The sequence below is a fragment of the Rhizobium laguerreae genome (assembly GCF_002008165.1).
Taxonomy (GTDB): domain Bacteria; phylum Pseudomonadota; class Alphaproteobacteria; order Rhizobiales; family Rhizobiaceae; genus Rhizobium; species Rhizobium laguerreae.
Window position 1 is genome coordinate 352,409 of sequence record NZ_MRDM01000029.1, and the last position, 13,452, is coordinate 365,860.

Below are 13,452 nucleotides of genomic sequence, written 5' to 3' on the forward strand. Positions count from 1 at the left end.
GTCTTCTCCTATCGATTGTCTTCGAGGATCATCGCTGCCGCCTTTTCGGCGATCATGATGGTCGGCGAATTGGTGTTGCCCGAGGTGATCGACGGCATCACCGAGGCGTCGGCGATCCTCAGCTTGCCGAGCGCCCGAAGCCTCAGCCTGGGATCGACGACGCTGTCCCTGTCGGCGCCCATGCGGCAGGTGCCGACGGGATGGAAGATCGTCGTGCCGATCTCGCCCGCCGCCCGCTCCAGATCGGCCTCCGTCTGATAGGCAGGCCCCGGCTTGAATTCCTCCGGCCTGTAACGGGCAAACGAAGGCTGCGCGACGATCCTGCGCGTCAACCGTATTGAACGAACAGCTATGTCACGATCGCGCTGCGTCGAGAGGTATTTCGGGCTGATCGTCGGCTGGGCGGCAAAATCCGGGCTGGACAGGTGGACCGAACCGCGGCTTTCCGGCCTCAGATTGCAGACGCTCGCGGTGATTGCCGGAAAAGGATGGACGGGATCGCCGAACTTCTCCAGCGAGACCGGCTGCACATGATATTGCAGGTCGGGCGTTTCCCGGTCCGGACCCGATCGGGTGAAGATGCCGAGCTGGCTCGGCGCCATCGCCATCGGTCCGGAGCGGCGGACGAGATATTCGAGCCCGATCGCCGCCTTGCCGATCAGCTTCGTCGCCTTCTCGTTCAACGTCGGAACCCCCGTCACCTTATAGGCCAGACGCAGTTGCAGATGGTCTTGCAGGTTCTCCCCGACACCCTTGACTTCGGTGACGACCTCGACGCCCGCCTGTCTGAGAACCTCCCCCTTGCCGATCCCGGACAGTTCGAGGATATGCGGCGAGCCGATAGAACCGGCTGAAAGGATGGTTTCTTTGGCGGCATAGGCGCGTTTTGCCACGCCACGATGCTGGAACTCGACGCCGGCAACGGCGCCTTCCTCCACCAGCAGCCGCCGGACCTGCGCCTTGGTGAGCACGGTCAGATTGGAGCGCCTCATCGCCGGGCGCAGAAAGGCTTTCGAGGTGTTCCAGCGAATGCCGGAACGCTGGTTAACGTCGAAATAGCCGGAGCCCTCGTTGCTGCCGCGGTTGAAATCCGCGGTTTCCGGAATGCCGGCTTCCCTGGCCGCCTGCTGGAAGGCATCGAGCACCGCCCAGCGAACGCGCGCCTTCTCGATGCGCCATTCGCCGCCGGCACCATGCATCTCGTCTTCGCCGCGATAAAAGTCTTCGGACTTGCGGAAGAAGGGCAGAACATCGTCCCAGCCCCAGCCAGTGCAGCCCATCTGCCGCCAGAGATCGTAATCGCGCGCCTGGCCGCGCATGTAGATCATGCCGTTGATCGACGAACAGCCGCCGAGAACCTTGCCGCGCGGATAACTCAGCGCCCGGCCGTTCAACCCAGCTTCCGGCGCCGTGGTGAAGCACCAGTCGGTACGCGGATTGTTGATGCAATAGAGATAACCGACCGGAATATGGATCCAATGGTAGTTGTCGCTGCCGCCAGCTTCGAGCAGCAGCACCCGGCTCCGGCCATCGGCAGACAGCCGGTTGGCGAGCACGCAGCCGGCGCTGCCTGCCCCGATGATGATGTAGTCGTAACGATCCATGCCCCGCACGAGACTCCAAATGCTTGCCGCTTTCCTCTCCCCGCAGCACGGGGAGAGGAAGAGTCGCAGCGCCGCCGCCCGTCTCTTTTCCCGGAAAAGAGGGCTTCTTTCCGGGGAGAGAGAGAGAGAGGTCCGCCCGTTCAGCGGCGATAGACGAAGCCCAGTTTCCGCCCTATCCGCGAGGCGTAGAATTCGCCGATGATGCCGCGGCGGAAGATCAGCACGCAGACCATGAAGACGATACCGGTGATGATCGTCACCGGGAATTCCGAGGTTGCGAGGTAATTTTCCAGCACCACCACCAGCCCGGCGCCGAAGAGCGGGCCGATCAGCGTGCCGATGCCGCCGAGCAGCGTCATCAGGATCACCTCGCCCGACATCTGCCAGGCAACGTCGGTCAGCGTCGCGAACTGGAAAACGATCGATTTCACCGCGCCCGCGAGCCCGGCAAGCGCCGCCGACATGACGAAGGCGCCGAGCTTGTAGCGCGCTACGGAATAACCGAGCGAGATCGCCCGTTGTTCGTTCTCGCGGATCGATTTCAGGATCATGCCGAAGGGCGAATTGATAAAGCGCCAGATGATCAGGATGCCGACGAGAAAGACGGCCAGCACGAAATAATACATGTTGGTCGAGCTGTTCAGATCGATGAAGCCGAAGAGGTGGCCGCGCGGCACCGACTGAATGCCGTCCTCGCCTTCGGTGAATTCCGCCTGCAGGCAGAAGAAGAAGAACATCTGCGACAGCGCCAGAGTGATCATCGCGAAATAGATGCCCTGGCGGCGGATGGCGAAGAAGCCCATGACGAGCCCGAGAAACGCCGCACCCGCCACGCCGATCAGGATGCCGAGTTCCGGCGGCAGGCCCCATTCCTTCACCGTATAGGCGGTGAAATAGGCAGCACCGCCGAAGAAAGTGGCGTGGCCGAAGGACAGCAGGCCGGTATAGCCGAGCAGCAGGTTGAAGGCACAGGCAAAGAGCGCGAAGCAGAGCAGCTTCATCAGGAAGATCGGATAGAAAAAGAACGGCGCCAGCAGCAGGAGCAGCAGTCCCGCAAGCAGGAAACCCGCCTGCACCGAAAGGGCGGTCCGGCTTTTTTCCGTTCGGATGGTTTCGGTGATGTCAGTCATGTCAAGCATCCCGTCCGAAGAGGCCCGCGGGCCTGATGAGAAGCACGATCGCCATGATGACGAAGATCACGATATTGGACGCCTCGGGATAAAAGACCTTGGTCAAGCCCTCGGCAATGCCGAGCACATAACCGGTGATGATCGCGCCCATGATCGATCCCATGCCACCGACGACGACGACGGCGAAGACGACGATGATCATGTTCGAGCCCATCAGCGGTGAGACCTGGTAGATCGGCGCCGCCAGCACGCCGGCAAAGGCGGCAAGGCCGGCGCCGAGCGCGTAAGTGAGCGTCAAGAGCACCGGCACGTTGACGCCGAAGACTTGCACCAGCACGGCGTTTTCAGTGGCGGCGCGGAGATAAGCGCCGAGCTTGGTCTTCTCGATCAGCAACCAGGTGCCGAGGCAGACGACGAGCGAGACGACCACCACCCAGCCGCGATAGATTGGCAGGAACATGAAGCCGAGATTGGCCCCGCCGGCAAGGGCCGCCGGCGTGGCATAGGGCTGGCCGGAAGAGCCGTAGAGATAGCGGAAGGTGCCCTCGACTGCCAAAGCGAGGCCGAAGGTGAAGAGCAGGCCGTAGAGCGGATCGAGATCGTAGAGCCGGCGCAGGAACAGCCGCTCGATGACAGCGCCGGCAAGGCCGACAATGACAGGCGCCAGGATCAACGACGGCCAGTATCCGATGCCTGCATAGGTGAGCAGCAGGTAGGCGACGAAGGCGCCGAGCATGTACTGCGCGCCATGGGCGAAGTTGATCACCCTGAGCAGGCCGAAGATGATGGCGAGGCCAAGGCTGAGCAGCGCGTAGAACGAGCCGTTGATCAGGCCGATCAGCAGCTGGCCGAAAAGCGCCTGCAGGGGAATGCCGAAGATCATCGTCATCTGGTCACACTCCCAGGACCTTGTGCAGCGTATCCATGCGCTGCGGCAGTTCACCGACCGGGAATTCCGACACCATCTGCCCATGATCCATCAGATAGAAGCGATCGGCAATACGGCTGGCGAAACGGAAATTCTGCTCGACGAGCAGGATCGTCATGCCGCGCTCCTTCAACGTCTTCAGCACCTCGCCGATACGCTGGATGATAACGGGGGCAAGCCCTTCCGTCGGTTCGTCGAGAATGAGCAGCCTGACGCCGGTGCGCAGGATTCGGGCGATCGCCAACATCTGCTGCTCGCCGCCTGATAGTTTGGTGCCCGGGCTGCCGCGGCGCTCGTAGAGATTGGGGAAAAGTTCGTAGATTTCATCGAGCGTCATGCCGCCCTGCGCCACGACGGGCGGCAGCACCAGGTTTTCCGAAACGGTGAGCGTCGAGAAGATACCGCGTTCCTCCGGCACGAAACCGATGCCCCGATGCGCCGTCTTGTGCAGCGGCACTTGCATCATATCGCTGCCGGCAAAGCTGATCTTGCCCTTGCGGGCCCGCACGATGCCGGTGATGGTGCGCAGCGTAGTCGTCTTGCCGACGCCGTTGCGGCCGAGAATGGTGATCGTCTCGCCTTCGGCCACGCGCATGTCGACGCCGTGCAGGACGTGGCTTTCGCCGTACCAGGCATTGAGCCCCTGGACTTCGAGGAGAGTGGGCATCAATGCTCCTCCGTGCCCATATAGGCCACACGCACACGCTCGTCCTGGCTGACGGTCGCATAGTCGCCCTCGGCGAGGATCTCGCCGCGCTGCAGCACGGTGACATGCTGGCAGATATTGGCGACGACGGAGAGATTGTGCTCGACCATCAATACAGCGCGGTCGCGGGCGACCTCGCGGATGATCGAGGAGACGACGCCGACATCCTCCTGCCCCATGCCGGCCATCGGCTCGTCGAGCAGCAGCACTTTCGGATCCAATGCCAGCGTGGTGGCGATCTCCAGCACGCGCTTGCGGCCATAGGAAAGATCGGCGGCGATGTGATCGCGCTCCTTGGAAAGCCCGACGCTGGCGAGCAGTTGCTCGGCGCGCTCGTTCAGCCGATCGAGTGCCGAGAGAGGCCGCCAGAACTGTGTGGAAAGATTGTTCGGCCGCTGCAGCGCCACACGCACATTGTCGAGAACGGTCAGATGCGGGAAGACCGCCGAGATCTGGAAGGAGCGGACCAGCCCCATGCGCGCCACCTTGTCGGGCGGCGTTTTCGTGATGTCTACGCCCATCAGGGTGATCGTGCCTGAGGTCGGCTGCAGGAATTTGGTCAGCAGGTTGAAGACCGTGGTCTTGCCGGCGCCGTTCGGGCCGATCAGTGCATGCACGCTTGCGTCATGCACATCCAGATCGACGTTCTTGACGGCCGTGAAGCCGCCGAAATCGCGGCGCAGGCCGCGGGCGGATAGCACCACCCGCGGCTTTTCCTGAGTTTCAATTGCGGAAACCGCCATCGTGCTTACTTCACCAGATTGCAGCCGCTCTTGGCGGGATCGATATAGGCTTCCTTGCCGGGAATGGTGGCGAGCACGTTGAAGTAATCCCACGGCTCCTTGCTCTCGGAAGGCTTCTTGACCTGCAGCAGATACATGTCGTGGATCATGCGGCCATTGGCGCCAACCGTGCCGCCGCGGCCGAAGACGTCATCGACAGGCATTTCATGCAGCTGCTTGGCGACGGCTTCCGTTTCGTCGGTGCCGGCCTTCTGCACCGCTTTCAGATATTGCGTCACCGCCGAATAGGTGCCGGTATGGACCATGTTCGGCATCTTGCCGGTACGGGTGAAGAACTTCTTGGCGAAGGCGCGGCTCTCGTCGTCGCGGTTCCAGTAATAGCCTTCCGTCAGCGTCAGCCCCTGCGCCGCCTCGAGGCCGAGACCATGCACTTCGGCGAGCGTGAAGAGCAGCGCCGCCAGATGCTGGCCGCCCTGGGTGATGCCGAATTCGGCCGCCTGCTTGATGGCGTTCGAGGTGTCGAGGCCGGCATTGGCAAGACCGATCACCTTGGCGCCTGATGATTGCGCCTGCAGCAGGAAGGACGAGAAGTCCTGGCTCGACAGCGGATGGCGGACGGCGCCGACGACCGTACCGCCACTCGACTTGACGTAATCGCTGGTCTGCTGCTCCAGCGAGTAGCCGAAGGCATAGTCGGCGGTCAGGAAGAACCAGCTGTCGCCGCCCTGCTTGACGAGCGCGCCGCCGGTGCCGACGGCCAGTGCATGCGTATCGTAGGCCCAATGGAAGCCATAAGGCGAGCAGGCCTTGCCGGTGAGATCCGTCGTCGCCGCGCCGGTGACAATGTCGATCTTCTTCTTCTCCTTGCCGATCGCCTGCACGGCGAGCGCCACCGACGAGGTCGTCAACTCCATGATCGCATCCACCTGCTCGGTATCGTACCACTGGCGGGCGATGTTGGAGGCGATATCCGCCTTGTTCTGATGGTCGGCATTGACGATCTCGACCGGCACATCAAGCACCTTGCCGCCGAAATCCTCAACCGCCATCTGGGCGGCTTCGACGGAGGACTTGCCGCCGAAATCGGCATAGACGCCCGACTGATCGTTCAGGATACCGATCTTGACCTTGCCGTCGGTCGCGCTCTGCGCGAGCACCGCAGTGCTGCTCGCAAGCAGAAATGCAACTGATGCAATGAGATTCTTACGCATATTCTCTCCTCCCAGAGATTGGTCAGATTGCGGATCTGTTCAAATTTGGCCAGTCGTCCTCCTCAGAACGACGGACCCTCACCTTACGATCACGGAAATTCCGCCCTGAGGCAACGGGTGATTTACAACTAATTCCAAACAGTATCTGTTCGTTTTTGAACAGAGAGGATCGTGATGAACAATCCACCGCAGTTTACTTGGGACGATCTGCAGTTTTTTCTAGCCGTCGCCCGCACTGGACAGCTGTCGACGGCCGCCCGCCAGCTGCGCTCCAGCCATGCCACCGTCTCGCGCCGCATCGATCGGCTGGAGTTCACCCTCAAGGTCAAGCTGTTCGAGCGCAATCCGCGCGGCTATGTGCTGACCGCCATGGGCACGCGCTTTGTCGAAACGGCGGAGAGGATGGAGCAGGAAACCGAGCGGCTGCGCGCCGATCTTGCCGCCGGCTCGATGGCGCAGCGCGGCCTCGTGCGCCTCAGCGCGCCGGAAGGGTTTGCCAATTTCTTTTTCGCGACCGTGCTGCCGCAATTTGCCGCCCAGCATCCGCATCTGGCCCTCGAGCTGGTGACGATCCAGCAGATCATGTCGCTGTCGCGCAAGGAAGCCGATCTTTCCGTCGTGCTCGACGAGCCGAAAGGCGGGGCCTATTTTGCCGAAAAGCTGACCGACTACCACCTGCAGGTCTACGGCTCGCGCGACTATCTCGCGAAGGCCGCGCCGATCACCTGCCGGGAAGACCTGCTTGAGCATCCCTTCGTCAGCTATATCGAGGAGATGATTTTCGCGCCGGGCCTGGACTATCTCGGCGACGTGCATCCACGCATCAAGCCGCAGTTCCAGAGCTCCAGCATTTTCGCGCAGCTGACCGCCACCCGAAACGGTCTCGGCCTTTGCATCCTGCCCTATTTCTTCGCTAGCCGTTATCCCGAACTCGTGCGCGTGCTGCCAGACGAGATCGACCTCAAGCGCCACTACTGGATCACCTGCCACCGCGACCTGAAACAGGCGCCGCGCGTGCGCGCCGTCATCGATTTTCTGCGCGAGGCGGTTCGCGGCGAGGATGCCCGCTTCGTGCCACCCTACGTCACCGCCGCCGGCCCGACGCGCCGGGCAAAGGTGGAAACCTGACTACTTCAGGAATTCGGCCCGGTGCGGAGTGAAAGCATCGATCAGCCGGCCCTTTTCCAGCGCCTTGACGCCGTGGACTAGATTGGGGGGCACGATGAAGCTGCCGCCCTGTTTCAGCACCTCGGTCCGGCCATCGATCGTCACTTCGAAACTGCCTTCGGCGACGTAACTGGCCTGGATGTGCGGATGCGAATGAGCCGCACCCACCGCGCCGCTTTCGAAGGCCACTTCCACCATCATCATCTCGGGCAGATAGGTCATGATGCGCCTGACGACGCCGGGCTCGGGATTGACCCATTCGGCGCCTTCGGCCGATACGAACAGATCGCTTGACGACATTTCCGCCTCCTCGTTCCAGAATCGATCGCTGGCAAAGTGGATCATGCCGACGCTTTTGAAAAGATGGTGCGGTCCGTCTTTTCGGCGTGACCGCCGTCTGTTGACGCGGTCGGCTGGCGGGTCTATGGCCAATTTGAGCCAGGCAAGCTGAGGAGACACCGCCATGCAGCATACGCGCGAAGTTTTCGACTGGGCCGATCCGTTCCGCCTGGTGGAGCAGCTGACCAGCGAAGAGCGCATGGTGCAGGACACCGCCCACGCCTATGCGCAGGAAAAGCTTGCGCCCCGCGTTCTCGACGCCTTCCGCAATGAAAAGACCGATCCCGAGATCTTCCGCGAAATGGGCGAACTCGGCCTGCTCGGCCCGACGATCTCGCCGGAATATGGCGGCGCCGGCCTCGGTTACGTCGCCTACGGCCTGATCGCCCGCGAGGTCGAAAAGGTCGACAGCGGTTACCGCTCGATGATGAGCGTCCAGTCCTCACTGGTGATGGTGCCGATCGAAACCTTCGGGTCTGAGGCGCAGAAGCTGAAATACCTGCCGAAACTCGCCACCGGCGAATGGATCGGCTGCTTCGGCCTGACCGAACCGGATCACGGCTCCGACCCCGGCTCGATGGCGACACGCGCCAAAAAGGCCGACGGCGGCTACAGCCTCACCGGCTCGAAGACCTGGATCTCCAACGCGCCGATCGCCGATGTCTTCGTCGTCTGGGCAAAGACCGAGGACGGCCTTATCCGCGGCTTCATCCTCGAAAAGGGCTGGAAAGGACTTTCGGCGCCTGCTATCCACGGCAAGGTCGGCCTGCGTGCCTCGATCACCGGCGAGGTGGTGATGGATGGGGTCTTCGTACCTGAGGAAAACCTTCTGCCTGATGTGACCGGCCTCAAGGGACCGTTCACCTGCCTCAACTCGGCCCGTTTCGGCATCGCCTGGGGCGCACTCGGTGCTGCCGAGGATTGTTATGCGAGAGCCCGGCAATACACGCTCGAGCGCAAGCAGTTCGGCCGGCCGCTTGCCGCCAACCAGCTGATCCAGAAGAAGCTCACCGACATGGCGGCGGAGATCTCGCTCGGCCTTCAGGGCTGCCTGCGGCTTGGCCGCATGAAGGAGGAAGGCCATCCGCCGGTGGAGCTGACCTCGATCCTCAAGCGCAACAGCTGCGGCAAGGCGCTGGAGATCGCGCGCGCGGCCCGCGACATGCTCGGCGGCAACGGCATCTCCGACGAATTCGGCATCGCCCGTCATCTCGTCAACCTCGAAGTGGTCAACACCTATGAGGGGACGCACGACATCCACGCGCTGATCATCGGCCGGGCGATCACCGGCATTGCCGCTTTTGCGAATTAGTGCATGCCGCCCAAAAGTGTGCAGCGGTTTTGAGACAACGGCATGCATAAAACAAAGACTTAAAGCGCGTCACATGATTCCGATTCGACGCGACGCGCTTTAGCACATTGGCGCGAAAGGGCGAATTGCCACGCGCCTGACAATGTGCAACCTTCCCTAACGACGGCAAGAGCCGGCAAAAAGGGGGATCATGCGTGTTTCTGCTTCTTGCATTGCTGATTGGTGTCATTGCCGGGCTTCGCGCCATGACGGCGCCCGCCGCCGTCGCCTGGGGCGCGGCGCTTGGCTGGTTCGATGTCTCGCAGACGCCGCTTGCCTTCATGGGCTACCAATGGACGCCGTGGATCCTCACGCTTCTCGCCGTCGTCGAACTGATCACCGACCAGCTGCCATCGACGCCGTCGCGTAAGGTGCCGGTGCAATTCGGCACCCGCATCGTCACGGGCGCACTGGCCGGAGCCACGATCGGTGCCGCCAGCAGCCTGCTCTTCGGCGGGCTGATCGCCGGGGTGATCGGCGCCGTCATCGGCACATATGGTGGCGCCGCCGTCCGCGGCAGGCTTGCCGCCTCCTTCGGCAAGGATCTGCCAGCTGCTCTCATCGAGGATGCCGTCGCCGTCATCGGCGCGGTGCTGATCGTGGGGGCCGTGGCATGAAAAGCTTCGACGCCATCGTTATCGGCGCCGGCCAGGCCGGCCCGTTTCTTGCCGCCAGGATGGTCGAAAAAGGCATGAAGGTCGCCCTGATCGAGCGCAAGTTCCTCGGCGGCACCTGCGTCAATGCCGGCTGCATGCCGACGAAGACGCTGGTCGCCAGCGCCCGCGCCGCCCATGTCGCAAGAAACAGTGCTGCTTACGGCGTCAATATTCCAGGCGAGATCGCCATCGACATGAAGGTGGTCAGGGCGCGCGCCGAAACCGTGACTATGAACGCCCGCAACGGCCTGATCGGCTGGTTCGCCGGCATGGACGGCATGACCGTGATCTCCGGCCACGCCCGTTTCGAGGACCCGAAGACCGTCAGCGTCAACGGCGAGACGTTGACCGCACCGCGCATCTTCCTCAATGTCGGCGCGCGCCCCGTCATCCCCGACCTGCCAGGCGTCAATGATATCGATTACCTCACCAGCACCTCGATCATCCATCTCGACAGGCTGCCCCGGCATCTGGCGGTGATCGGCGGCAGTTATATCGGGCTGGAATTCGCACAGATGTATCGCCGCTTCGGCGCCGAAGTCAGCATCATCGAGCACGGCCCGAAGCTCGCATCGCGCGAGGACGAGGATATATCGGACGCCATCGCCGATGTCCTGCGCTCGGAGGGCATCGACATTCATACCGGCGCCAGCGACATCGCCTTCGCCAAGAGCAGCGACGGAATAACGGTCGCCACCGATTCAGCGAGGATCGATGCGAGCCATGTGCTGATTGCCACCGGCCGCAAGCCGAACACCGACGATCTCGGCCTCGAAGCCGCCGGCGTCATCACCGACAAGCACGGCTATATCACCGTCGACGACAGGCTTGCCACCAATGTCGACGGCATCTGGGCGCTCGGCGATTGCAACGGCCGGGGCGCCTTCACCCACACCTCCTATAATGATTTCGAGATCGCCGCGGCCAATCTGCTCGACGGCGACGATCGCAAGGTCTCGAGCCGCATCCTGGCCTATGCGCTTTATATCGACCCGCCACTTGGCCGCGTCGGCATGACGGAGAAGCAGGCGCGCGCCTCGGGATGCAAGATCATGATCTCGACCCGGCCGATGAGCCGCGTCGGCCGGGCCAACGAGCGCGGCGAGACCAAGGGTTTCATGAAGGTGATCGCCGACGCCGAGACCAAAAAAATCCTCGGTGCGGCGATCCTCGGCATCGAGGGCGACGAGGTGATCCACGGCATCATAGACGCGATGAATGCAGGAACGACCTATCCCGCGTTGCAATGGTCGGTGCCGATCCATCCGACGGTGTCGGAGCTGATCCCGACGCTGCTTGGGGATTTGAAGCCGGTTTAGCTGTAGAAACCCCGGGCCGAGGACAGCCGCGTGTCTATCGAACTGCTGATCGAGCACTACGGCCTGTTGGCGATATTTCTGGGCGCAGCCTTCGAAGGCGAAACAGCCGCCTTCCTTGGCGGCGTGATTTCCCACCGCGGGCTGCTGACCTATTGGTCGGCGTCGCTTGCGGCAACGGCAGGATCCTTCGCCGGCGATCAGTTCTGGTTCTTCGCCGGCCGTTATGCCGCTCGATGGGGTCTCGTCCGCCGGCTAATGGAAACACCGACGCTGGCGCGCGCAACCCGGCTTCTGGAACGATACCCCACAGGCTTCATCCTCGCGTTTCGTTTCCTGATCGGTTTGCGGACGATCAGCCCGATCGTCATCGGGACAACGCGAATTGCGACCGGTAAATTCATTATCCTGAATGCCGCGGCCGCGTTGGTATGGGGGCAGCTGTTCACAGGGCTCGGTTACGTGTTCGGGCATGGCATCGAACAGACATTGGGCCACCTTCCCCTTCACCGCCACCTGCTGATCGCAGTCGGAGCCGCAGCTGTCGTCGCAGGCGCGGCTCTTGCCTTTCGCAAGATGAAACTGAGCGCCAGGCACTCATAGAAGCGCTGTAGCGCCCTATTCCATCACGATCTGCAGCTTCACGTCGCTTGGCCGGGCCTCGACGGCGCGATCAAACGCCTTGATCGAATCTTCGAATTTGAAGGTCTCTGATATCAGCGGCTTGAGATCCACGCGTCCCGAGCCGAGCAGCGCGATCGAGCGCTCATACTGGTGCGCGTAGCGGAACACCGTCTCGATGCGGATTTCCTTGGTGGATGCCGTCGAGACGTCGAAGCCGATCGGGTTGACCGGTAGGCCGACGACGACGATGACCCCACCCGGGCGCGGCAGCGCCATGATCGTTTCCCAGGCCTTCGGCGAACCGGAGCATTCGAAGACGACATCGGCGCCCCAGCCGTCGGTCAGCCGGGAGACCTCTTCGACCAGGTTCTTCTCGCGGATATTGACCGGGATGACGCCCTGATACTGTGCGGCGATATCGAGCTTCGGCTGGGCGAGATCGGCGACGATCGCGCGGGCGCAGCCGCCGGCAAGGGCCGCGATTGCCACCATCGTGCCGATCGGCCCGGCGCCGAGGACGACGGCAGTGTCGCCAGGCGTAATCTTCGCCTTGGCGGCCGCCTGCATGCCGACGGCGAAGGGCTCGACCATGGCGCCTTCGGCGAAACTGACATTGTCGGGCAGCTTGAAGGTATAATTGGCGGGATGCACGACTTCTGGCGTCAGCACGCCGTGGATCGGCGGGGTCGCCCAGAAAGTGACGGCCGGGTCGATATTGTACATGCCGAGCCGGCTTGCCTTGGAATTCGGATCGGGAATGCCGGGCTCCATGCAGACGCGGTCGCCGACTTTCAGATGCGTGACGCCGGCGCCGACCTCGACCACCGTGCCTGCCGCCTCATGGCCGAGCACCATCGGCGCGTTGACGACGAAGGGGCCTATTTTGCCGTGGGTGTAATAATGCACGTCCGAACCGCAGACACCGACCGTGTGGATCCTGATCTTCACCTCGCCGGGGCCGGTTTCGAGCGGCAGATCGATATCGCGGAGCGCAAGCTCATGCTGGCGCTCGAGGACAAGCGCACGGACTTTGGTCATCGTCGGTTTCCTTCCCTAGTGGCTTGCCCATGACTCCATCGGGCAGCGTTGAAGCCGACTATAAGGCCCGAAGCCTTGCCAATTCAACCAGATTGAAAAGGCTTTTGCTCAACAAATGATAAAATGCTCACGCAGATTTGCCGGAAGGTACAGCACCGGCAGCGGCCCGCCTGAAACTGCGCCAGCCTGGTCCGACGACGAGCGGCCCCGTAAGGGCATTTATAAGATTTTTATATAGATGGCCCGTCGTCCGTCTCGAACCTTTATGCCCTTCGGCTCCATATTGATGTCCGAGAGATCGAAAGATCATCTCCACGCCAGAAAGCATGAAAGGCGGCCTCCCAACGCCCTTTGTCTTGTCTGACTCCAAGAAGAACAACAGGAGTCACGATCTTGATGGATATCATTCTACTCGCCACGGCGATCATATTCTTCGCGCTGTGCTTTGCCTACGCCCGAGCCTGCGACAGGCTTTGACAGGAGAACCACGATGACCCTCGATTATGTCTTGAGCGGTGCCGTGACCGTGTTTCTCACCGCTTACCTCACCTACGCTCTCCTTCGCCCAGAACGCTTTTGAAGAGAACTGGCGCTTCTGAGGTCGCCCATGCGCAGCCGAGAAGCAGCCGGGTATTGAAA

The 13,452-nt window shown here is 62.1% G+C and carries 14 protein-coding genes; 6 read left to right on the plus strand and 8 right to left on the minus strand.

Translation table 11 applies throughout. From position 1 onward, the window contains the following. Positions 1-8 precede the first annotated feature (8 nt). The 6 genes from BS630_RS29000 to BS630_RS29025 all read right to left on the minus strand — a co-directional run bounded on the left by BS630_RS29000 (position 9) and on the right by BS630_RS29025 (position 6,322). The gene (locus tag BS630_RS29000; RefSeq protein ID WP_077980140.1) at positions 9-1,604 is read right to left on the minus strand and encodes a GMC family oxidoreductase; all 1,596 of its coding nucleotides are present in this window, start codon (positions 1,602-1,604) and stop codon (positions 9-11) included. A 140-nt stretch (positions 1,605-1,744) separates the two neighbouring features. Further along, positions 1,745-2,734, minus strand: a complete 990-nt coding sequence (locus BS630_RS29005; RefSeq protein WP_077980141.1) for a branched-chain amino acid ABC transporter permease — start codon at positions 2,732-2,734, stop codon at positions 1,745-1,747. A 1-nt stretch (position 2,735) separates the two neighbouring features. Beyond that, complete coding sequence (locus BS630_RS29010) at positions 2,736-3,623, minus strand: branched-chain amino acid ABC transporter permease (RefSeq protein ID WP_077980142.1); 888 nt, start codon at positions 3,621-3,623, stop codon at positions 2,736-2,738. Positions 3,624-3,627: 4 nt separating this feature from the next. Next, entirely contained in the window at positions 3,628-4,329 is a 702-nt protein-coding gene (locus BS630_RS29015; protein WP_077980143.1) for an ABC transporter ATP-binding protein, read from the minus strand. Beyond that, the gene (locus BS630_RS29020; protein ID WP_027665631.1) at positions 4,329-5,111 is read right to left on the minus strand and encodes an ABC transporter ATP-binding protein; all 783 of its coding nucleotides are present in this window, start codon (positions 5,109-5,111) and stop codon (positions 4,329-4,331) included. The genes BS630_RS29015 and BS630_RS29020 overlap by 1 nt, the downstream gene beginning before the upstream one ends. A gap of 5 nt (positions 5,112-5,116) precedes the next feature. Continuing rightward, positions 5,117-6,322 carry an ABC transporter substrate-binding protein gene (locus tag BS630_RS29025; RefSeq protein WP_077980144.1) on the minus strand — a complete coding sequence of 402 codons (1,206 nt, stop codon included), beginning with the start codon at positions 6,320-6,322 and terminating at the stop codon, positions 5,117-5,119. Between the two features lie 174 nt (positions 6,323-6,496). On the opposite strand from BS630_RS29025, the gene BS630_RS29030 reads away from it, so the two are divergent. Continuing rightward, positions 6,497-7,450 (plus strand): LysR family transcriptional regulator, encoded by a 954-nt coding sequence (locus BS630_RS29030; RefSeq protein ID WP_077980145.1) that lies wholly within the window; start codon positions 6,497-6,499, stop codon positions 7,448-7,450. On the opposite strand, the gene BS630_RS29035 is transcribed toward BS630_RS29030, so the two are convergent. Beyond that, entirely contained in the window at positions 7,451-7,789 is a 339-nt protein-coding gene (locus BS630_RS29035) for a cupin domain-containing protein (protein ID WP_011655128.1), read from the minus strand. A 163-nt stretch (positions 7,790-7,952) separates the two neighbouring features. Between BS630_RS29035 and BS630_RS29040 the strand changes: the two genes are divergently transcribed. The 4 genes from BS630_RS29040 (at position 7,953) to BS630_RS29055 (ending at position 11,754) form a co-directional block, all read left to right on the plus strand. Further along, positions 7,953-9,140 carry an acyl-CoA dehydrogenase gene (locus BS630_RS29040; protein WP_077980146.1) on the plus strand — a complete coding sequence of 396 codons (1,188 nt, stop codon included), beginning with the start codon at positions 7,953-7,955 and terminating at the stop codon, positions 9,138-9,140. A gap of 194 nt (positions 9,141-9,334) precedes the next feature. Further along, complete coding sequence (locus tag BS630_RS29045) at positions 9,335-9,796, plus strand: DUF4126 family protein (protein WP_077980147.1); 462 nt, start codon at positions 9,335-9,337, stop codon at positions 9,794-9,796. Continuing rightward, positions 9,793-11,154: an FAD-containing oxidoreductase gene (locus BS630_RS29050; protein ID WP_077980148.1), complete on the plus strand. Its 1,362-nt coding sequence runs from the start codon at positions 9,793-9,795 to the stop codon at positions 11,152-11,154. The genes BS630_RS29045 and BS630_RS29050 overlap by 4 nt, the downstream gene beginning before the upstream one ends. Before the next feature lie 30 nt (positions 11,155-11,184). Next, a complete protein-coding gene (locus BS630_RS29055; protein WP_077980149.1) occupies positions 11,185-11,754 on the plus strand; it encodes a DedA family protein in 570 nt (189 codons plus the stop codon). 15 nt (positions 11,755-11,769) lie between these two features. Here the strand turns inward: BS630_RS29055 and BS630_RS29060 are convergent, their stop codons facing one another. Continuing rightward, complete coding sequence (locus BS630_RS29060) at positions 11,770-12,813, minus strand: NAD(P)-dependent alcohol dehydrogenase (protein ID WP_077980150.1); 1,044 nt, start codon at positions 12,811-12,813, stop codon at positions 11,770-11,772. Positions 12,814-13,303: 490 nt separating this feature from the next. Between BS630_RS29060 and kdpF the strand changes: the two genes are divergently transcribed. Then, on the plus strand, positions 13,304-13,393 hold the full coding sequence (gene kdpF, locus BS630_RS29070; RefSeq protein WP_077980151.1) for a K(+)-transporting ATPase subunit F: 90 nt from the start codon (positions 13,304-13,306) through the stop codon (positions 13,391-13,393). Positions 13,394-13,452 lie beyond the last annotated feature (59 nt).

Bases quoted from the DNA above. Each gene is read 5' to 3' on its own strand.
- BS630_RS29000 (WP_077980140.1), bottom strand. From the start codon at position 1,604: ATGGATCGTTACGACTACATCATCATCGGGGCAGGCAGCGCCGGCTGC.
- BS630_RS29005 (WP_077980141.1), bottom strand. From the start codon at position 2,734: ATGACTGACATCACCGAAACCATCCGAACGGAAAAAAGCCGGACCGCC.
- BS630_RS29010 (WP_077980142.1), bottom strand. From the start codon at position 3,623: ATGACGATGATCTTCGGCATTCCCCTGCAGGCGCTTTTCGGCCAGCTG.
- BS630_RS29015 (WP_077980143.1), bottom strand. From the start codon at position 4,329: ATGCCCACTCTCCTCGAAGTCCAGGGGCTCAATGCCTGGTACGGCGAA.
- BS630_RS29020 (WP_027665631.1), bottom strand. From the start codon at position 5,111: ATGGCGGTTTCCGCAATTGAAACTCAGGAAAAGCCGCGGGTGGTGCTA.
- BS630_RS29025 (WP_077980144.1), bottom strand. From the start codon at position 6,322: ATGCGTAAGAATCTCATTGCATCAGTTGCATTTCTGCTTGCGAGCAGC.
- BS630_RS29030 (WP_077980145.1), top strand. From the start codon at position 6,497: ATGAACAATCCACCGCAGTTTACTTGGGACGATCTGCAGTTTTTTCTA.
- BS630_RS29035 (WP_011655128.1), bottom strand. From the start codon at position 7,789: ATGTCGTCAAGCGATCTGTTCGTATCGGCCGAAGGCGCCGAATGGGTC.
- BS630_RS29040 (WP_077980146.1), top strand. From the start codon at position 7,953: ATGCAGCATACGCGCGAAGTTTTCGACTGGGCCGATCCGTTCCGCCTG.
- BS630_RS29050 (WP_077980148.1), top strand. From the start codon at position 9,793: ATGAAAAGCTTCGACGCCATCGTTATCGGCGCCGGCCAGGCCGGCCCG.
- BS630_RS29060 (WP_077980150.1), bottom strand. From the start codon at position 12,813: ATGACCAAAGTCCGTGCGCTTGTCCTCGAGCGCCAGCATGAGCTTGCG.
- kdpF (WP_077980151.1), top strand. From the start codon at position 13,304: ATGACCCTCGATTATGTCTTGAGCGGTGCCGTGACCGTGTTTCTCACC.